Annotated in this window: 16 protein-coding genes, 1 tRNA gene and 1 pseudogene; 8 read left to right on the top strand and 10 right to left on the bottom strand. The window is 27.7% G+C overall.

Annotated features, from left to right (window positions below; all coding sequences use genetic code 11):
* Nucleotides 1–856 precede the first annotated feature (856 nt).
* Nucleotides 857–2,131, top strand: coding sequence for a serine--tRNA ligase (gene serS / locus BN1173_RS01150; protein ID WP_014696107.1), 1,275 nt, complete (start codon nucleotides 857–859; stop codon nucleotides 2,129–2,131).
* On the opposite strand, the gene dusA is transcribed toward serS, so the two are convergent.
* On the bottom strand, nucleotides 2,121–3,128 hold the full coding sequence (dusA, locus tag BN1173_RS01145) for a tRNA dihydrouridine(20/20a) synthase DusA (protein WP_040236052.1): 1,008 nt from the start codon (nucleotides 3,126–3,128) through the stop codon (nucleotides 2,121–2,123). The genes serS and dusA overlap by 11 nt on opposite strands.
* A 70-nt stretch (nucleotides 3,129–3,198) precedes the next feature.
* Between dusA and BN1173_RS01140 the strand changes: the two genes are divergently transcribed.
* The 5 genes from BN1173_RS01140 to BN1173_RS01120 are packed head-to-tail and all read left to right on the top strand — an operon-like array spanning nucleotide 3,199 to nucleotide 8,461.
* On the top strand, nucleotides 3,199–3,891 hold the full coding sequence (locus BN1173_RS01140) for an SIMPL domain-containing protein (protein WP_014696105.1): 693 nt from the start codon (nucleotides 3,199–3,201) through the stop codon (nucleotides 3,889–3,891).
* Between the two features lie 19 nt (nucleotides 3,892–3,910).
* Nucleotides 3,911–4,612: a 6-phosphogluconolactonase gene (locus BN1173_RS01135; protein WP_040236049.1), complete on the top strand. Its 702-nt coding sequence runs from the start codon at nucleotides 3,911–3,913 to the stop codon at nucleotides 4,610–4,612.
* Nucleotides 4,599–5,834 carry a flagellar motor switch protein FliG gene (locus tag BN1173_RS01130; RefSeq protein ID WP_040236047.1) on the top strand — a complete coding sequence of 412 codons (1,236 nt, stop codon included), beginning with the start codon at nucleotides 4,599–4,601 and terminating at the stop codon, nucleotides 5,832–5,834. Before BN1173_RS01135 ends, BN1173_RS01130 begins: the two co-directional genes overlap by 14 nt.
* Entirely contained in the window at nucleotides 5,834–7,612 is a 1,779-nt protein-coding gene (locus tag BN1173_RS01125) for an alanine--tRNA ligase (protein WP_040236045.1), read from the top strand. The genes BN1173_RS01130 and BN1173_RS01125 overlap by 1 nt, the downstream gene beginning before the upstream one ends.
* Nucleotides 7,613–7,639: 27 nt before the next feature.
* Nucleotides 7,640–8,461, top strand: a complete 822-nt coding sequence (locus BN1173_RS01120; RefSeq protein ID WP_012537985.1) for a ZIP family metal transporter — start codon at nucleotides 7,640–7,642, stop codon at nucleotides 8,459–8,461.
* Nucleotide 8,462: 1 nt separating this feature from the next.
* Here BN1173_RS01120 and pstB read toward each other — a convergent pair whose 3' ends face one another.
* The 4 genes from pstB to BN1173_RS01100 form a co-directional block, all read right to left on the bottom strand.
* Nucleotides 8,463–9,227, bottom strand: a complete 765-nt coding sequence (pstB, locus tag BN1173_RS01115) for a phosphate ABC transporter ATP-binding protein PstB (protein WP_014696101.1) — start codon at nucleotides 9,225–9,227, stop codon at nucleotides 8,463–8,465.
* A gap of 3 nt (nucleotides 9,228–9,230) precedes the next feature.
* Nucleotides 9,231–10,772, bottom strand: coding sequence for a phosphate ABC transporter permease PstA (gene pstA / locus BN1173_RS01110; protein WP_040236040.1), 1,542 nt, complete (start codon nucleotides 10,770–10,772; stop codon nucleotides 9,231–9,233).
* The gene (pstC, locus tag BN1173_RS01105) at nucleotides 10,769–11,677 is read right to left on the bottom strand and encodes a phosphate ABC transporter permease subunit PstC (RefSeq protein WP_012537982.1); all 909 of its coding nucleotides are present in this window, start codon (nucleotides 11,675–11,677) and stop codon (nucleotides 10,769–10,771) included. Before pstC ends, pstA begins: the two co-directional genes overlap by 4 nt.
* 86 nt (nucleotides 11,678–11,763) lie before the next feature.
* Nucleotides 11,764–12,612, bottom strand: a complete 849-nt coding sequence (locus BN1173_RS01100) for a substrate-binding domain-containing protein (RefSeq protein WP_040236036.1) — start codon at nucleotides 12,610–12,612, stop codon at nucleotides 11,764–11,766.
* Nucleotides 12,613–12,731: 119 nt separating this feature from the next.
* Here BN1173_RS01100 and efp point away from each other — a divergent pair, with 119 nt between their 5' ends.
* Both efp and BN1173_RS01090 read left to right on the top strand, forming a co-directional pair.
* The gene (efp, locus tag BN1173_RS01095; protein WP_040236033.1) at nucleotides 12,732–13,310 is read left to right on the top strand and encodes an elongation factor P; all 579 of its coding nucleotides are present in this window, start codon (nucleotides 12,732–12,734) and stop codon (nucleotides 13,308–13,310) included.
* Nucleotides 13,288–13,941: a hypothetical protein gene (locus BN1173_RS01090; protein ID WP_040236030.1), complete on the top strand. Its 654-nt coding sequence runs from the start codon at nucleotides 13,288–13,290 to the stop codon at nucleotides 13,939–13,941. The genes efp and BN1173_RS01090 overlap by 23 nt, the downstream gene beginning before the upstream one ends.
* A 2-nt stretch (nucleotides 13,942–13,943) precedes the next feature.
* Here the strand turns inward: BN1173_RS01090 and BN1173_RS01085 are convergent.
* The 5 genes and pseudogenes from BN1173_RS01085 to BN1173_RS04505 form a co-directional block, all read right to left on the bottom strand.
* Nucleotides 13,944–14,017, bottom strand: a tRNA-Ile gene (locus BN1173_RS01085).
* A 93-nt stretch (nucleotides 14,018–14,110) separates the two neighbouring features.
* The gene (locus BN1173_RS01080; RefSeq protein WP_246040021.1) at nucleotides 14,111–14,797 is read right to left on the bottom strand and encodes a hypothetical protein; all 687 of its coding nucleotides are present in this window, start codon (nucleotides 14,795–14,797) and stop codon (nucleotides 14,111–14,113) included.
* 352 nt (nucleotides 14,798–15,149) lie between these two features.
* Nucleotides 15,150–16,985, bottom strand: coding sequence for a DNA mismatch repair endonuclease MutL (gene mutL / locus BN1173_RS01075; protein WP_014696095.1), 1,836 nt, complete (start codon nucleotides 16,983–16,985; stop codon nucleotides 15,150–15,152).
* Nucleotides 16,982–19,327 carry a tetratricopeptide repeat protein gene (locus BN1173_RS01070; RefSeq protein ID WP_040236026.1) on the bottom strand — a complete coding sequence of 782 codons (2,346 nt, stop codon included), beginning with the start codon at nucleotides 19,325–19,327 and terminating at the stop codon, nucleotides 16,982–16,984. Before BN1173_RS01070 ends, mutL begins: the two co-directional genes overlap by 4 nt.
* Nucleotides 19,320–19,817 (bottom strand): annotated as a pseudogene (locus BN1173_RS04505) (tetratricopeptide repeat protein); the annotation flags it as partial. The pseudogene BN1173_RS04505 and the gene BN1173_RS01070, both read right to left, overlap by 8 nt.

The raw sequence follows: 19,817 nt of genomic DNA, 5'->3' as shown, positions 1-19,817 counted from the left end.
TATTTAATATATTTTTTTGATTCTTCTTCGCTAAATTCAAAAATATTTTCTGTATGATCTGTTGCCTCCAAATTAAATACATAAAGTGGAAATTTTATTATTATTTTTTTATCTTTAAAATAAATTACTGCTTGTTGTAAATCAAATAGTAATTCATTTTGATATGTTGTTGTAATTTTTTCTTTGATTTTGTGGGTAAAATATGGAAATGCTTCCTCTATGTTAATAATTTCATCTATGTTATAGATATAATCCCCATTACTATTAATATAGTAGCTTCTATGATTTGTGATATATGTATTATTAATTTCCTGAGAGGTATTTATTATTATTGTGTGAATACCGTATCCATAGTAAATTTCATAGTCTATATTTAAGCTTGGTTTTTGAGAATTTTGACTAGTGTTTTGAGTTGCACTTTCTAAGTTGGAAACTATCTCATTTGCATAGCTTTCAATTTCATCATTTAGTGATTTTGCCTTATTACTTTCTGTTGTTTGAGTTATTATTTTTGGTATTCTAATTTTATATTTTAAAAGTTCGCTTTCTTTTTCTGCTGAGATAGATTGAATTATTATTTCATTTTGTTCGTTATGAAGCGTATCAATATCATTAAAACTGATTTTTTTTGATTTTTTCGTACATCCTAATAAACTTATCAGCAAGGACATTAAAATTAAAACTTTTTGGGTTGTTGGTGATTTTATCATAAAGATATTTTTCTCCATATATAAAGTTTTTTATGTTATTGTTATCAAGTATTATATAATACTTATTATACTAATTAATATAATTTATTTTTATTGTTTTATTTTAATTATCTTTAATATAGTTTGATTATATTGGGAGTTCGTTAATGCTTGATCTGAAGTTTATAAGAGATAATTTAGAACTTGTTAGGGAAAATATTAAAAATAGGGGATTAAAATTAGAACTTGATTTGTTAATTTCATTTGATGATGAACGTAGAAAACTTATTACAAAGATAGGTGAATTGAATGCTTTAAGGAATGAAAATGCTAATGCCATGAAAAACAATATTGATGATTCTAGTAGGCATTATTTAATAGAAAAGGGCAAAGCTTTAAAAGCTGAAATTATGGATTTAGAAGAAAGGTTGGGTTATTTAACATCTAGACTTTTAGTTGAACATAAACGAATTCCAAATATTTCTGCTCCTGATGTCCCTGTTGGTGTTAGTGAGGATGAAAATGTTGTATTAAAAGTATCAGGAAATATTCCAAAGTTCGATTTTAAGCCAAAAGATCATTTAGAGATAGGTATACATTTAGATCTTTTTGATTTTGAAAAGGCACGTGAGGTTAGTGGAAATAAATTTTATTATCTTAAAAATGAAGCTGTTTTTTTGGAACTTGCAATGATTAATTTTGCCTTTAGTAAACTTAAAGCAAAGGGATTTGATTTGTTTATTACACCTGATGTTGCAAGGGAATTTATAGTTGATGGGATTGGATTTAATCCACGTGGTGCTGAGAGTAATATTTATAAAATTGAGGATACTGATAAATATCTTGTTGGTACGGCTGAGATTACCCTTGGTGGATATTATTATAATACTATATTGGATCTCAAATCACCATTAAAAATGGCAGGACTCTCACATTGTTTTCGCAAGGAGGCTGGGGCAGCTGGACAATTTTCTAAAGGACTCTATAGAGTTCATCAATTTAGTAAAGTTGAGATGTTTTGTTTTTGTAGAAGTGGGGATTCTGATCGTATTCACAATGAGTTTTTGGAGTTAGAAGAAGAAATTTTTACAGAACTTGAAATTCCATATAGAGTTTTAAATGTTTGTTCTTCTGATCTTGGTGCTCCAGCTTATAAGAAGTATGATATTGAAGCTTGGATGCCAGGTAGAGGAGAGAATGGCGATTATGGAGAGGTGACTTCAACGTCAAATTGTACAGATTATCAGTCAAGGCGCCTTAAGATTAGGTATAAAGAGAATGGTCAGAATAAATTTGTACATATGATAAATGGAACAGCAATAGCCTCCACTAGAACTCTTATTGCTATACTTGAAAATTTTCAAGATGCAAAAGGAGGGGTTCGTATACCTAAGAGTTTGGTTAAGTATACAGGTTTTGATTATATATCTCCTAAGAATTAGAGCTTAGGGTGTCTTCTTTTAGGTGTTCAATTGCATTTAAGAGAATTTCATGGTTTTTAAGATTTTGATTAAAAGGTGCAGTTAAGGCTTGTCGAAATTTACGGGCATTTTTTTGAGAATGTGTCACTCTCATTATATGTCTTAATGTAGTCTGAATTGTTGGATGTTCGTTGTGTTCTTTAATATATTCTACCATTTGAAATAGTATTTCTTTTCTTGTTGGAATTTGTTCTTTTTCTCCTAAAAATTCCCTTGAAATTTTTGCGACAAAATACGGGTTTTGTGCTGCAGCTCTTCCAATCATTACAGAATCTACATATGATAAGTGCGTTTCTATGTGATTGCTATTGATAATTCCTCCATTTATTTCTATAAATGTGTTTTTGTATTCTTTTTTTAGTTGATATACAAAATCATATTTTAGTTTTGGAATATTATGATTATCTTCAGGGGAGTATCCATTTAATATAGCTATTCGTGCATGGACAATAAAGTTTTTGATTCCATATTCTATAATTTTGTCTACAAATTGCTTGAGTTCTGTGTAGGTTTCTTCTTGGTATTCTTTTTTATTATGTCTTATTCCTATCCTATGTTTTATTGAAATTGGCTTGTTTGTATTTTTTTGCATGGCTTTTAGGATTTTTCCTACTTGAATTGGGTTTTGCATTAAACAAGCCCCGTAATTTGCTTTTTGAATACGAGATGATGGGCATCCAACGTTAAGATTATATTCGTCAAAATTGAAATTTTTTTCAAGAATTTCTATTGCTTTTGCAGCATCATTTTCACAATTTGTTGCTATTTGAATTGCTATTGGAGAATCATTGGGATTTTGTTTGACAATTGTATTTAATTCCTCCATTATAATTGATTTTGCAAAAATCATTGGAGTATATAGAGTAATTTTTTTTGATAATAATCTTATTATGTATCTAAAATGTTCATCTGTAATTGCTACCATTGGTGCTATTGATATTTTTCTGTTTATTAACATAGAATAATATGCTAAAATAAATTGTTTAATTTGACAATATTGTTTTTATAAAAATTAAGAGGCAGGATGTATGTTTCTAGAAAAAATGTTAATTTCATTATCGTTTATACTAGTGCTATTAGCATCGTTTATTATATCTAGTGGTATAAAGGGTATTGGTGTAAAAAATGCAAATTACATTACTGTTAAAGGATTAAGTGAAAGAGAGGTTTTGTCAACTTTTTCAAGTTGGAGTTTAAATTATGAATTGGGTGGCAATAGTGTAGAAGAGATTAATAAATTAAATAATGCTAATTTATTGAGAATAAAGGATTTTTTTGTGAGTTATGGATTTCATGAAGATGAGATAGATATGCTTAATATGAGTCTTAATATTGCAAATTATCGTGATACTCTTTACAAGTATAATGCTTACGTATCTTTAGGTATTCGTACTGCAGATGTTGATAAAATGGAAAAAGCAAGTAAAAATATCACTGAACTTTACAATAAGGGAGTACTTTTAAATAGTAATCTTGGGCCAAGGTATTATTTTGATAAGATTAATGATGTTAAACCGGATATGTTAGCAGATTCTATTAAAAATGCTTATTCAGCAGCATTAGAGTTTGCACATCATTCAGGTGTTGCTTTGGGTAAAGTGAAAACAGCAAATCAAGGGTATTTTGAATTTATTCCAATCGATAGAAGTGATGAAGATCATGCTCGTTATTCAAAAAAGATATTAAGAGTAGTTACTACAGTTTCTTATTATTTAGATTAATTTATTCAAAGGAATAGTGATGGAATTTTTGTATTCTAATAAAGAGAGTGATTTAAAGAATAAGTTTTTTGAGTTTTTTTTAAATAATGTTAGTCAAAGTGATTTTACTAGTTTTGGAATTTGCGGTGGTCGCAATATTATTTCTTTTCTTAATGTTTTTGATGAGCAAAATTATTCTCTCAAGAAATCTCATTTTTTCTTAACCGATGAGCGTTGTGTTGATTTAAATAGCAGTTATAGTAATTTTAAACTTTTAAGTGAAAATTTTTTTTCTAAAATGGTGGAAAAAAATTTAGTCTGTGGTTCAAATTTACATCCTTTTATTTACAATGAATTTGATGAGACGTCTTCCATTTATAATTATAATATTGAATTTAATTCTAGATTTACAAGATTAGATTTAAGTATTTTATCTGTTGGTGAGGATGGGCATATTGCATCTATTTTTCCTTCAAAGAAGCTTTTATTTTCTGAAATGGAGGGATATCAATATGAGTATGATTCACCAAAATTTCCAAATAAAAGAATTAGTTTAACCCCTAAATCTTTATTTTCTTCTAAAGCATCTGTACTGTTTTTTATTGGGGATGAAAAAAGAGGTGCTTTAGAAAATTTTTTAAGTTCAGATATTTCTTTGAGGGAATGTCCAGCTAGAATTTTTAAGGACCATTCACATTTATTAGTTCTTACAAATATTGAGAGGGTCTATGCAGGATCCTAGACTGTCTAAATATCAAGATGTAAAAAATTTGGGAGTAAAGACCTTTCAAAATATTTGGAATAATAAAGGTATTAAGAGTAAAGAATTGTATGATGATTTGGGTGATTCTGAGATACAAGGCTCAATTCTTAAATCTTGGGTTAATTTGGTAAAAAAAAGAAAAAAAGATAGTCAAAGTAAATTAAATGCGTCCAATAAAGGAGTAGAAAAGCCGGGGTTCATTCGTAGAGAGAGTAAAGTATCTAAAATAGCAAAGTATTTTTTAGCTATTGGTCTTGAAAAATCAGCAGAGATTATGGCTGAACTTGATGATGCAGATATTATTGCTATTACTAGAGAAATTACAAAGATTAAATATATTACTCCTGATGATAAGAAACGAATTATTAGAGAGTTTGAAGATTTGATTAGAAGTGAAAAAAAATATTTAAAAGTTGACGATAAGTTTGCCTATGAACTATTAAATAAATCTTTAACTAAGACACAAGCAAAGGAGATTTATAAAAAAGTTACAGGTATTGATCCTTTTTTGCCTTTTGATTATTTGTCTGGCATTGAAAATGAACAACTTTGGGCTTTAATTAGAAATGAAAATGTTCAAACACTTTTAGTTATATATGGTTATTTGACTAAAGAACAAAAAAAATATGTTTTTTCTATGTTAGAAATGGATGTTAAAAAAAAGTTTATTAAGACTCTTGCTAAACCAAGGCAGTTGAATGTGGATGTTATTGAGGTTATTTCTAATAGATTGAAGGATAGATTAAAAATTCAAGGTAAGCTTAAGACTGAGAAACTTGATGGTTCTAAGATACTTGTTGATATTTTAAGTTACATGGATTTTGAAGATGAAAAAAATCTTTTAAGTAATATTGATATGAAGGTTTTCAATCCTGTTAAAGATATTGAAATTAAAGAAAAGATATTTGATATTAATGTGATACTTAGAATTACGGATAATGATATGCATAATATTTTAAGAGAGTTTGAAAACCATGATATTGCAATGATTATTAAAGATAAAAGTGATGAGATTAGAAATAAAATTCTTTTTAATATTTCAAGGAGACGTAAAGAACTTGTCTTGGAAGAAGAATCCTTGTTAAAAAGAGCAAGAAAAAAAGATATAAAGGCAATGACTACGTCTTTTGTTAATTATATTAAAGAGTTGACTTTGAAAGGTGAGTTGATTATTTATAGAAAGAATGAGGAGTTTGTTTAGTGAAACTTGATGAGCTACGTGCAAAATATATAGACTTTTTTAAAAGTAAGGGACATTGTGAGATTGTAGGTAAATCTTTGATTCCTGATAATGATTCTACGGTTCTTTTTAATACGGCTGGTATGCAGCCCCTTGTACCTTATTTGCTTGGAGAGATTCATCCATCTGGAGATATGTTAGTTGATGTTCAAAAATGTTTAAGAACAGGAGATATTGATGAGGTTGGAGATTTAAGTCATTTGACTTTTTTTGAGATGCTTGGAAATTGGTCTCTTGGTGCTTATTTTAAAGAACTTTCAGTAGAATATAGTTTTGAGTTTTTAACTTCACCTCATTATTTAAATATTTCAAAAGATAAACTTTATGTTAGTGTATTTGAAGGTGATAAAGATATTCCTAGAGATGTGAAAACAGCTGATATTTGGGAAAAACTTGGAATTTCTAAAGATAGAATATTTTATCTCTCAAGAGAGCATAATTTTTGGGGTCCTGTTGGGAATGTAGGTCCTTGTGGTCCAGATACCGAGATATTTGTTGATACAGGAATAGATAAATGTTCTAATACGTGTGATATTACTTGTTCTTGTGGCAAATATTTTGAGATTTGGAATAATGTTTTTATGCAATATAACAAGGATAATGATGGTAATTATGAAGAATTAAAGAGGAAATGTGTAGATACAGGCATGGGTATTGAGAGAACAATTACATTTTTACAGGGAAAATCTTCAGTTTATGATACTGATGCATTTAGACCTATAATCAAACAGATAGAAAAAATTTCTGGTAAGGTTTATGGGGATAATTTGGAAGATGATAGAGCTATTAGAATCATTGCTGATCATATTAAGGCCAGTTGTTTTATTTTAGCTGATAATTTTTCAGTTCTTCCATCTAATGTGGGACAAGGTTATGTTTTAAGAAGGCTTATTAGAAGAGCTATTAGATATGCAAAAAAACTTGGTATGGAATCCCATTGTTTAGCAAATCTTGTTGATTCTGTTGAAGACATTTATAAATCTTTTTATAAAGAGATAACAGAAAAAAAAGATTTTATTAAGAATGAATTGAATATAGAAGAAGAAAAATTTTTTAAGACTTTGCGTTATGGAGAACAAGAATTTGTTAAATTGATTCATCAACTATCATCAAAATTAATTCCAGGTGATATTTCTTTTAAACTTTATGATACTTATGGTTTTCCTTATGAAATTACAGAAGAACTTGCAATTGAATATGGGTTTAGTATGGATAGAGAGGGTTTTGAAGAACATTTTAAAAAACATCAAGAAGTGTCTAAGAAGGGAAGTGATAAGGTATTTAAGGGTGGACTTGCAGATTGTTCATATGAGACTACTAAATTGCATACAGCTACTCATTTACTTCATAAGGCTCTTCAATTGGTGCTAGGTGATCATGTAAGACAAAAGGGTAGTAATATTACTTCTCAGAGATTAAGATTTGATTTTAGTCATCCTTGTAAAATGACGGATGATGAGATAAAAAAGGTTGAAGATATTGTTAATTTACAGATAAAAAATAAATTGTCTGTAAAGAAATCTATAATGAGTTTGGAGGATGCTTTGGTTAAAGGGGCTATGGCTTTATTTGGTGAAAAATATGAAGATATTGTAAGTGTATATGAAATAGATGGTTTTTCAATTGAAGTTTGTGGTGGTCCTCATGTTAATAATACCAGTGAGCTTGGCACTTTTAAGATACAAAAAGAACAAGCTTCTTCATCAGGAATAAGGAGAATAAGGGCAATTTTGATATGATAATAGAAAAATTATGGAGGATACTTTATGTTTAAGCATTTGTGTGATTATTTATTAACTCTTCATCCTATTTTTTTAGGGTTTTTGGGTTCTGTTTTTACTTGGTTTACCACTGCTTTTGGAGCAGCTGCTGTTTTTTGTTTTAGGCGAGTCAATAATAAAATAATGGATGCTATGCTTGGATTTTCGGCAGGAATTATGATTGCTGCTAGTTTTTTTTCGCTTATTAAACCAGCAATAGAAATGGCAGAAGAGCTTGGTTATGTTACGTGGATACCTGCAGTTTGTGGTTTTCTTTGTGGTGCATTTTTTATATATATTGTAGATGTATTTGTGCCAGATCTTGAAAAGTTAACATTTATTGATGAAGATTTAACCAGACATGGAAAGAAGGATTTTTTGCTTTTTACAGCTGTAACTTTGCATAATTTTCCCGAAGGACTTGCTGTTGGTGTTGCTTTTGGTGCTCTAGCATCTTCTCCTGATCTGCATACTTTAGTTGGAGCTATGATTCTTACATTGGGAATTGGTATTCAAAATATGCCAGAAGGTGCGGCTATTTCTTTGCCTTTAAGAAGAGGCCATGTTCCTTTATGGAAGTGTTTTAATTATGGACAAATGTCAGGATTGGTGGAAATTATTGGAGGCTTTTTGGGTTCTTATGCTGTTTATACTTTTACTAGAATTTTACCCTTTGCTTTATCCTTTTCTGCAGGTGCAATGATTTATGTCTCAATTGAACAATTAATACCTGAGGCTAAAAGGAAAGATATTGATAATAAGATCCCGACCATATTTGGAGTTATTGGGTTTTCTTTAATGATGTTCCTTGATGTTTCTTTGGGTTAATTTAACCAAATTTACCGGTGATATATTCTTCTGTTTTAATATTCTTAGGATTGAAGAATAATTCATCTGTTTTACTTTCTTCTTCAATGTATCCATTTAGGAAGAAAGCTGTTCTGTCAGATATTCTTCCAGCTTGTTGCATATTATGAGTTACTATTATGATGGTGTAACTTTCTTTTAGATTTATTATTAATTCTTCAATTTTACCTGTTGATATTGGATCAAGAGCGGAGGTAGGTTCATCCATTAGTATTACATTTGGTTCTATTGCAAGGGTTCTTGCAATGCAGAGTCTTTGTTGTTGTCCTCCTGAAAGACTTAGTGCATTTCTGTTAAGTTTGTCTTTTACTTCATTCCATAATGCGGATTTAATTAAAGATTTTTCAACTATTTCATCAAGCTTTTTTTTATCTTTGATGCCATGAATTTTGGGGCCATAACTTATGTTGTCATAAACTGACATTAAGAATGGATTGGGAGTTTGAAAAACCATTCCTATTTTTCTTCTAAGTTCTAAAACATCAAAGTTATTTGAATAAATGCTTTTACCTTCATATATAACTTTTCCTTCTATTTTAACTCCTTCAACAAGGTCATTCATTCTATTAAGTGTTCTGAGGAAAGTTGATTTACCACAACCTGATGGACCTATTAATGCAGTGATGCTATTTCGTAATATTGATATATTAATGTTACTTAGTGCTTTAAAATCTGTATAAAATAAATTTAAATTTTCTGTTTGAATGATAGCTTTGTCTTGGTTCATTTGCTAAATCCTATATAATTTGAGAAAGATACAATTTGCATGATTCAGATTTATTAATAATATTATTCTTATGAGTATTGATGCTGTTGCGAATCCTTTATCTAAATATCCCTCTTGAAATAGTAGTAATAGGTGTACGGTTAAACTTCTTGACGGTTCATTTAAAGTGCTTGCAAGTCCCAAGTTTGTTCCCATTGTAAAGAGAAGTACAGCAGTCTCGCCAAGAGCACGTCCTATTGCAAGGACTATTCCTGTTAATATTCCTGGATTGGCAGCGGGTAATAAAATTTTAATTATAGTCTCTGTTTTATTGGCGCCAAGTGCAAACGAGGCGTATTTGTATGATTTTGGAATTGATTTTAGTGATTCTTCTGTTGTTTTGACAATCATTGGTAATATCATTAAAGAACTTGTGATTGCTCCTGAGAGTATTCCCATTCCAAAAATTGGAACAAAAAATATAAGTCCAAAGAGTCCAAATATAATGGCAGGAATGGATGATAAGATGTCAACGCTCATAGATACTGTTTTATAGAATACTTTGTTTGAAGTATACTCTGCAAGCATTATTCCTGTACCAATTCCTATTAAAATTGAAATTATTGCTGTTAGTAGTATGACATAAAATGTATTTAAGATTAAATAAGAAATACCTCCATATTTTCCAGAATTTCTTGGTGTAGATAAGATGAAATTTAAATTTAAAGGCATGCTTTTTTTTATGTCATATAATTTTAAAAAAGGTGCATCACTTTTATAAAAGTAATGCCAGGGTACAATTGCAATTGTACCTTCATTTTTTTCTACCATTTTTATTGCATTTGGATCATAATCTGAGTATTTTATGATATTCAATTTGATATCTTTAGATATTAAATCATTCCAATTTGCTTTTCCTATGAGTAGTTTTTTGATTTGCTTAAGGTTTATTATGTCAATAATTTCATTTTCACTTTTTTGTAATGTTTTTTTCCCTACTAAAATTGATATGGATTTTATTCTTAGTGATTTAATTTTTGGATATTTTTTAAAATCTAATTTTTCAAGATCATCTTTGGTGAGGTATCCAATAGCACCGTTTGTTTGATTTATAGCTTCTATCATATCTTCACTTGATTCGACAAGTTTTATATATCTGTTATTGAATTTATTATTTTTGATAAGAGTTTGTAGTATTACTTCGTTTGACATATTTGGTTGAGAGCTTGCAATTGGTACTATGTCAAGATTTTGGTCTGAGATACTACCCCAGTGTGAGATCTTGTTATTGTATATGTTATAAATATCTTGAGTAGTAATTTCGTTAATTTTAATGCTTTTATTGATAATGAATGCTATTTTGACTGTATTGTTATTTGATTTAAATGGTAAGAAATGTGTTGTTTCATCTAAGAATAATGATTCTTTTTTGCTTGTAAAGAATATCGAATTGTATACTATGTAGGATATTATAAATAACAATAATGTTATTAAAAAATAAGCAATAAATTTGATTATGCAAAATGCAATTTGATTAAATAGTTTGTTCATTTGAATTTTTTTCACTTGATTTTTAGCCTTTTAGATGAAGATAAAATCAGATGTTTAATTGAATTTGTTATTATGACTAGTGATAGCAATACCAATGCTGTTGCAAGTAGAGCTTCTTTATGAGTTCCAGAGGCATATGCCATGTCTATTGCAATGTTTACTGTTAGTGTTCTAATAGGTGAAAAAATATTTCTTATAAATAGGGGTGAACCACCACCAACCATTAAAACAGCTATTGTTTCACCAATTGCTCTTCCTATTGCTAGTATTACTCCTGCTAAAATGCCTTTACTAGCCGAAGGAATCATTACCTTATATATTGTTTGCCAATCCGTTGCAGCCAGTGCAAGAGATGCTAATTTATATGATTTTGGGACAGTTTTAAGAGATGTATATGAAACACTAATTATTGTTGGGAGTATCATTATACTTAAAACTATTATTGAAGTTATTAGATTATATCCTAAATTGTCTTCTCTTATAAAAGTGTTTTTTATAAGAGAAGATATAAATGTGCTTCCAAAAAATCCATATACTACACTTGGAATTCCTGCTAAGAGTTCTATGATCGTTTGCAATGTTTTTTGGTAGATACCTTTAGTTTTTTCAGATAAATAGATTGCAAATCCAAGGCCAATTGGTAGTGCAATTGCAACAGAAAAGAATGTTGTTAAAGCGGAATTTATAATAAAAGATAAGATACCATAAGATTTTTGTATTTTACTGGTAGGATTCCAATCTGTGCTGAATAAAAAATTTAAAATATTAATTTTATTGTTCAAAAAAGGTGTTATTCCATTTTTAATAATAAATAAGATTAGTAATAATATTATTAGAGTACTAATTGTTGCAGATGCAACAATAAAGCATTTAAAAGCCAGTCTAACAATATTTCTTTTTGTTTTTAGAGTTAATTGCATTCTTTAAAAGAGTTCCCCTATAGAAAGAAATTGAATCTTGATAAGATTATATTTAATTTAAATACTTAGTCAAATTTTTCATAGTATTAATTATTTTCAGTTGTATTGACCTTTATAAACCCTTGTTCTTCAATGATGTCTTGTCCACTTGGACTTAATATAAAATTGATGAAATCAAGTGTATTTTGATCTTCAGAAATATTGTTTGTTATTGCTATTATTTTTCTCTTTATATCATATTTATCCTTTATTATTGTTTCTTTTGTAGGATATATGCTGTTTATTGATAATGTATGCAGGCCTTTTTCTATTGCACCTCTTGCATATCCAAAGCTAATATAACCAATTGAGTTAGGTGTAAGACTGATTTTTTCAATTACTTCTCCATTAGATTTCACGATAATGCTATCTTTTCTAAATTGAGCTTCTTCAAGATTTTTCAATATTTTTTCAAGAACTAGTTCTTTGATAGATGAATAGGAACCTGATGAAGAATCTCTGTTTATAAAGTTAATTTTGGCATCAGGACCTCCAACTTGTTTCCAATTACGAATATTACCATTTAAAATTTTTACTAAATTTTCTTCTGTAATGTTTGTAATCTTGACATCAGGGCTTGTAATAAATATTAAAGCATCATAAGCAATAATTGTGACTTTTGCTCCCTGAGCAATTTCTTCTTCAGTTGCATCTCTTGAGGAAATTGCCATTTTATAAATACCATCGAATAATCCTTTAATACCTACACTGCTACCTTGAGCATCATAAGTTACTTTAAGTTGATCGTTGATTTTCTGGTATTTTAAAATCATTTCATCCATAATAGCAGTTGTTGAAGTAGAGCCACCAATTGCGATGACATTTTCTTTGTTTTTGGTACAATTGCTAAACAAAAAAGCTAGCAAGATAGTAAAGAGTATTTTGATAACCTGCATTAAATTAACTCCTTTTACAACTATATATAATATCATTAATCTTAGATAAGTCAATGAATAGTAAATATTTTGATTTTTTGATATAAGTTATTATACACATTAGAAATTTGAGGTATTAGATGAGTACAATTAAATCGGGAGATATTGATAAAGGTTCTTTTTTGCTCTTTAAGGGTATGCCACATATTGTTCTTGAGCGTGAATTTTCAAAAATGGGTAGGGGAGGTTCCATTGTAAGATTAAAACTTAAAAATCTTAAAAATAAATCTGTTATTAAGGAAACTTTAAAAGGATCTGATACGGTGGAGGAAATTGAAGTGTTAGAGGTTAATTCTCAATATCTTTATAAAGATAATGAGAGTCTTATTTTTATGGATTTAGAGACATATGATCAATTTAGTGTTAATTTAAGAGATGTTATAAATCTTGAAGATAAGGTTTTATTTTTGCAAGAAGCTGAGGTTTATTCTCTTATTAAGTGGGATAATGAAGTTATTGATTTGAAGTTGCCACCAAAGGTTGCATTTGAAGTTGTAGATGCTGAGATTGCTGTTAAGGGAGATACTGTTACTAATGCTATGAAAAATGTTACTCTGCATACAGGTTTGGTAGTAAAGGCACCTCTTTTTATTAATATTGGGGATAAAATTTTAGTTAATTCTGAAACCAAAGAATATGCTGAGAGAGTTAAAGTTTAATATAGTATTATTTTTTTTAATAATTTTTTGTTCTTGTGAGATGAACTATCCTGAGATCAGGGAAGTTGATTATGTAATTAATTATTATTTTAATAAGGATAAGTTTGATTATTTTATGACTTTTGATTTTGCTGTTAAGGTTTTAAATGCTAGTACTCTGAATAAGTTTATTATTGAAAACATGGATAGTAGAGAATTTATAGAAGTAGTTAAGGATAAATATTCATCTTCTTTTGTTAATTCTGTTCTTGGGCAGGATGTTCTTTATTGTAAAGACTTAAGATTTAATTTTGCTGATAAAACTTTTGATAGTTTTGTAGCAAAGGTTCATCTTATTGATTCTGGAATGAGAGTATATAGCAAGGATGTTATTATAAGTTTAAATTTGTCAAAGGAAGAATTGGCCTCAATTTATGATCATGTATATAAGTCAAAAGATGTAGAAAAGTTAAATGAAATTAGTAGTAATAATTTATTTTTAATTAAAACCCCCAAAGATGAAATTAATTTTTTATATTCAATTGTTAAGATTAATGACTTAATGAATATCCAGATGGATGATAATCTTGATGCTTATATAGGATTTTATCATATGGGTAAGTATTCTAATCTATTTTTTAAATTAAATTAATTTGGGCCTACCAGGACTTGAACCTGGGACCACCCGATTATGAGTCGGATGCTCTAACCAACTGAGCTATAGGCCCCATAAGCTTTATACACCTCATGCGCATAAAGCTTAGAAATACCATAGATCATTATATTGATTTTTTATTGATTGTCAAGTTCGTTATTTTTGTTCATCGTATCTGCTCTATTGCTTGATTTATATCATTTAATTTTATTTGTCTTGATTTTTTATGTTTTATATGTTGTTGCATTTTTATTTGTATTTTTATAATCTCACTTTTTTTTATTTCTTTTATGAGTTCTTTATTCAACTTTGATATTTGCTTATTTAAATTTTTTATTGTTTCTAGGGATGAATTTATTGTTCCAGTTTTATTTAATCCCTTTTCTGTTTGTGACAGTTCAACAAATTCTTCAGCTATCTTTTTTAAGATAGATTCTTTTTTAAATTGAACAATATTGATAGTCCGTTTTATTTTATTTTTATTATGCATATTATTTGTTGTATTTGCATGTTTAATTTCATTATTTATTTTTAAAATTTCTGTTTGCATTTCGGTTATTAATTTGTATTCTTCAATAATTTCTGTGCTTAAGTCTTTATTCTCTATAAATTCATTAACAGTTTCCTCTAAATTTTCGGATTCTAAGTATTGTTTTAGTATTTTGTTTTCAAATTCTTTTGACATTTTTTTTATGTTTGTTTTATTTCTTTTTTCTTTAAGCATTAGTTTTATATTTATAATAAGTTTTTTAAAAAAATTGATCTTTTCTTTACAATTTATTATTTCTGTTGTTTTATATTTATCTTTTGCAAGAGCTGATTTGATAAAATCAAGGTTATGTTCTAAAATCATTGACAGATTGTTTGGGTATTTATTTATGATGATTTCAATAATTTTTTTGAGCTTTGTTTCATATGCTTTTAAGATATGTTTTTCTCTTGCTGTATAATCTTTGTTTTTTTTGTATAATTCATTTAATTTGTGTGTGACTTCTTCTGATTTGTTTAAATCTGCTTTAAGTTGAGATAATTCTTTTTCAATTAATTTTAAAGAGGTATAAGATTCTAGTTTTTTAAGTTCTATTATATTGCATTTTTTTAAGTTCTTTTGCTCGTTTAATTCATGCTTTATCCTTTAGTATATTTAGTTTCTAGCATTTCGTTATATTTAAGATTTTTTTTCATACATAACTTCTGTGTTTATTTTATTGTCTGTTGACACTTTTTTCAAGTTCAAATTTAGTGATTTTATGATAAATTTTTCTTCCATGTGGGCAGTGTTTTAATTTAAGATTAAAAAATTCATTTATTAAGAATTGACTAAATTCTAGGCTGATTGTGTCATTGCGTTTAATGGCTTGTCTACAGGCAAGAGTTGCATATAATTCGGCTTCAAGAGAGTCAATTATTTTACTTTTTCTTGTCTTGAAAAATTGAATAATAATATTTTCATATTTGTTGCAAATATTGGGAATAGATTCAAGTCTATAAGTTTGGTTTTGTATTTTTTTTACTATGATGTCTATTTTTTTATATTCTTCTAATTCACTTGTTAAGATTTTATCTGTATCTTCACATTCTACTTGAAATTCAATTGGTACTAAAAGTTTTTGTATAGTTTTTTCTGAATTTATTAGTGTTTGATATATGATTTTTTCATGAAGTGCATGTTGGTCTATAAAGTAAATTTCATTAGCGTTTTCTACTATTAAAAATTCTGAAAATAATTGTCCCATATATTTAAATTCATTTGTTTGTGTTGATTTTTGAAAGTTATTTGGCATTTTAGAAGTTTTTATAAAAATTTTTTGGATATGCTGTTTAAATGATGGTTTGTATTTTTGTGGTATTTGACCTTCAAATTTTACTTTATCTTCTATTATATTTGTTACTTTATTGTTTTTAGGTTTATCTAGGATTAAAGCTTCATCTTGTGTAATTTCATATGTTTTAAAATTAGAATTTGTTAAATCGTTTTCAGGGTGTAATAAATGAGCATCGTTTGTTAATTGTCTTTTTATTATTACATTATGATAATCTTGTAAAATTTCTTGTTTTTCTCTGTCAAAAAATTCATTAATATTATTTGAAATTTGTTTGGGCAAAAATGGTAAATTAAAAAATCTTACTTCCTTTTTTTGAGGATGTATATTAAAGTCAACATGTGTAGTGTCTATTTCTAGGAATAAGTAACATACAGGAAAATTTTTGTAAGTTAATATTCTACTGTGTCCATTTATTATTGATTCAGATAAGCTTTTCTCTTCAACAGGTCTTCTGTTAACAAATATTTTGATGTTACGTCTATCTTTTCTTGAGAAATTAGGTGGAGCGAAAAATATTTTCATTTTTACATGATCATATTCTGCTTCTATTTTTCCAAATTTGTTGTTTTCTATTATCTCTCCATATACGCTTTGAACTCTATCTGCTAGACTCTCTTTAAAATATACTTTTTTCAGTTCCTTATTTACACTTAATTTAAAATCAATACCAGGATGAGTTACAGCTTTTTCTTCGAATACTTTTAAACACATTTTAGTTTCTATAGAGTCTTTTTTTAAGAATCTTTTTCTTGCTGGAAAGTTGTGAAATAGATTTGTAACATCTACCATTGTGCCATTTATTGCAGATTGTTTTTTAAAATATTTTTCAATACCATTTTCAATTTCAATTTGATAACTATTTTCTCCTGTAGTAGAACTTGTTATCATAAGATTTGAACAAATGGCTATACTTGACAAAGCTTCTCCTCGAAATCCTAATGTTTGGATTCTCTCAAGATCCTTTTCTTCATTTATTTTTGAAGTGGTATGAGGTAGATAACATATTTTCAAATCTTCTTTGCTAATTCCACTGCCATTATCTGTTATTAGTATTCTTCGAATTCCACCTTCTTCAATAAAAACTTCTATTTTGTCTGCTCCAGAGTCTATTGCATTATCAAGTAATTCTCTTAAAATAGAGCAAGGTCTATCTATAGCTTCTCCTGCTGCTATTTTTTGTACCAGAGTTTTATCTAGAAATTTTATTTTGTTCATTTGCCTATTATTTCTGTTATTGTTTTATTTTGTGTATAATTAGGAAATTTTTTAATAACTTCTTTAAGTGTTTTGTCATTACCATATTCGGTATATTCTATGATGCCTAATGCATGTAGAGCTTCTGGATTGTTTGGATTTATTTTTATATATTCTTTTAGTTTTTCCATGGCTTTTTTATTATCTTTAATAGCAAAAAAGGTAGTTGCAAGATTGTATTTTGCATCAATATTTGATTGAGCTTCTGCTTTTTGAAAAACTTCTATTGCTTTTTGATAGTTTTTTTGATTTTTATAGAGTATCCCAAGATTGTTTAGTGCTATTGCATGATTTTTATTACTAATTTTTTCAAGAATTGTAATTGCTTTTGGGATGTTTTTTAATTTTTCATATGCCTTTGCTAAATTTATATGAGCCGTAATATTGTCAGGATTTTTTGAAATTACAGTATTATATAGCGGTATTGCTTCATTATAATTTTCTTTTGTTAGATAAATAGATGCTTTTAAATATAAATATTCAGTTTGTGTTGGATTTATATTAAGAGCTTTATTTATATTTATGAGTGATTCATTGAGATGGTTATTTTTAAAATTTGCCATTGATAAATTGTAAAACATAATATCATTTTTTGCATTAAGTGAGGTATTTGATTGCTTGAGATATTTTTCACTGTTTTTAAAATCTCCAAGATGATTTGCTATAATACCTGCTTTTAAAGCGTAATGAGGATTTTTTGTAATTTCATAAGCTTTCTTAAAACTAATGAAAGCATTTTGTTTATCATTATCTTGTTCTTCTGCTATTCCTTTTTTGTAATAGGCATTATCATAATTTTTATCTATTGCGATTGCCTTTTCGAATTCTTTAATTGCTTGTTGTGGTTTATTTAATGCTATTAAACTTGTTCCTTTATTTGTGTATGCTTTTTTGTGTTGTGGGTTTAGAGATATTGCTTTATCAAAAGCTTGGAGTGATTCTTCATATTTTTTAAGTTTGAATTTTATGATGCCAAGCTTGTAGTGATCTTCTTCATTGTTTGTTGTATTTGCAATTTCTTCATAAATTGTTTCTGCTTTTTTAAAATTTTTTTGTTTTTCATTTTTTGATGCTAGCGTTTTAAGGGCTTGTAATTTTTGTGGATTTTGCATAGATTGATTTGTTTGTATATTAGGGTCTTTTTCTGTTTGTATTTGGGTGTCTATTGGTTGCTCTTTTATGGGTGGAATTTCTTCTATAGGAAGTTTTTGTTTTAAAAGCTCCTTTTCCAAAGGAGCTTGTCTTTTACTAGTTTGGTTTGGTTTGACATCTTGTTTTATTAATTTGATTAAAAGTTGAGCTGCTTCTTGATTTTTTTGTTTATCAATTAAATCATTAATTTTACTAAATTGTTCATTTAGTCCTTTTTTTACAAGTTCATTAATTCTTTCTTTTGCAAGTAAAGAATTGCCAGTATTAATATTATCTAATATTTCATAAAGTATTTTTTTTGTTGAATAATTATAAGGTATTTCTATTTTGTCAATAATTTGATTTTTAGGTGTGTCTTTTATGTTTTCTATTTTAGTTTTTGGTTTACTAATGGTAAAGTTTTCCTTTTTTGCTGTAGTTTGTTTTGTATTATCTTGTATCAAATTATCTGTTGTTGCTTTATCTTTATTTTGGTGATCTGTTTTTATAATTTTTTTTGGCTTGGTGTTTGTTTGATCTATATTGGTTTGATCTAATTCTTTGTTTAAGCTTGCTTTTAGTTTTTGCAAGTTAAATAAATTTTTTTTATCATCTGTATCATTCTTATTTTCTATATTTGATTTCTGTTGTTCTTTTATTGTATTTGTATTGTCGTTTAAATTTTGGGGTATTGTATTTTGATTGAATTCTAAAATATTTTCATTTACAATACCAGTATTATCTTGTCTATCAGCATAATTTTCTATTTTTGTAGTGTCTTTGATGTATTTATTGTTAAAAGCAATTTCGGAGTTTTCATTATCAAGTGGTATTGATTGTTCTTTTCCTTGTATTTTATCTAATATTTGGTTAGCAGTATCTCTTTGTAAATTTTTTGATTCAAATGGACTATCATTTGCAAGTTCTGAGAGAGTGTTTTCAAGCATTGCAATGTCTGTGTTTTGAGGATATTTATCTTTTAGAATTTTTGTTATTGAATGTGCTTTTTTATAGTTTCTATCCATAATGCTGTTTTTGACTTCATTTAACATTATTTCTTGGTTATTCTTATTGAGTCTTTCTTTGTATATATAATAACCAAGACCTCCAAATGAGGTAATGAGTAATATTATTAAAATTATTAGTATGGGTAAATTTTTTCTTTTATTCATCTATATTTAACTCCTCTTGCCAATTAATTTTGTCTAATTCAATTAAAGAATTTGTTTTTACATTATCGGCAAATTTTTCTTTAAGCATTGTTTTTTTGTTTTGATGTTCTTTTTTATGTTGTTGATTATTGTGTTGATTTAGATTTTGTGAATTTTGATGTTGCTGAGGTTTTTGAGTAGGAGTTATTTCTTTTTTGTGTTGTTGATTGTTGTGTTGATTTAGATTTTGTGAATTTTGATGTTGCTGAGGTTTTTGAGTAGGAGTTATTTCTTTTTTGTGTTGTTGATTATTGTGTTGATTTAGATTTTGTGAATTTTGATGTTGCTGAGGTTTTTGAGTAGGAGTTATTTCTTTTTTGTGTTGTTGATTGTTGTGTTGATTTAGATTTTGTGAATTTTGATGTTGCTGAGGTTTTTGAGTAGGAGTTATTTCTTTTTTATGTTGTTGATTATTGTGTTGATTTAGATTTTGTGAATTTTGATGTTGCTG

It is taken from the genome of Borrelia crocidurae (genome assembly GCF_000825665.2).
Lineage (GTDB): Bacteria > Spirochaetota > Spirochaetia > Borreliales > Borreliaceae > Borrelia > Borrelia duttonii.
This window is presented reverse-complemented; position numbering and strand designations above follow the sequence as displayed.

What these genes read in the sequence shown, in the direction of transcription:
- serS (WP_014696107.1), top strand. Translation starts at nt 857, where the DNA reads ATGCTTGATCTGAAGTTTATAAGAGATAATTTAGAACTTGTTAGGGAA.
- dusA (WP_040236052.1), bottom strand. Translation starts at nt 3,128, where the DNA reads ATGTTAATAAACAGAAAAATATCAATAGCACCAATGGTAGCAATTACA.
- BN1173_RS01140 (WP_014696105.1), top strand. Translation starts at nt 3,199, where the DNA reads ATGTTTCTAGAAAAAATGTTAATTTCATTATCGTTTATACTAGTGCTA.
- BN1173_RS01135 (WP_040236049.1), top strand. Translation starts at nt 3,911, where the DNA reads ATGGAATTTTTGTATTCTAATAAAGAGAGTGATTTAAAGAATAAGTTT.
- BN1173_RS01130 (WP_040236047.1), top strand. Translation starts at nt 4,599, where the DNA reads ATGCAGGATCCTAGACTGTCTAAATATCAAGATGTAAAAAATTTGGGA.
- BN1173_RS01120 (WP_012537985.1), top strand. Translation starts at nt 7,640, where the DNA reads ATGTTTAAGCATTTGTGTGATTATTTATTAACTCTTCATCCTATTTTT.
- pstB (WP_014696101.1), bottom strand. Translation starts at nt 9,227, where the DNA reads ATGAACCAAGACAAAGCTATCATTCAAACAGAAAATTTAAATTTATTT.
- pstC (WP_012537982.1), bottom strand. Translation starts at nt 11,677, where the DNA reads ATGCAATTAACTCTAAAAACAAAAAGAAATATTGTTAGACTGGCTTTT.
- BN1173_RS01100 (WP_040236036.1), bottom strand. Translation starts at nt 12,612, where the DNA reads ATGCAGGTTATCAAAATACTCTTTACTATCTTGCTAGCTTTTTTGTTT.
- efp (WP_040236033.1), top strand. Translation starts at nt 12,732, where the DNA reads ATGAGTACAATTAAATCGGGAGATATTGATAAAGGTTCTTTTTTGCTC.
- BN1173_RS01090 (WP_040236030.1), top strand. Translation starts at nt 13,288, where the DNA reads ATGCTGAGAGAGTTAAAGTTTAATATAGTATTATTTTTTTTAATAATT.
- BN1173_RS01080 (WP_246040021.1), bottom strand. Translation starts at nt 14,797, where the DNA reads ATGATTTTAGAACATAACCTTGATTTTATCAAATCAGCTCTTGCAAAA.
- mutL (WP_014696095.1), bottom strand. Translation starts at nt 16,985, where the DNA reads ATGAACAAAATAAAATTTCTAGATAAAACTCTGGTACAAAAAATAGCA.
- BN1173_RS01070 (WP_040236026.1), bottom strand. Translation starts at nt 19,327, where the DNA reads ATGAATAAAAGAAAAAATTTACCCATACTAATAATTTTAATAATATTA.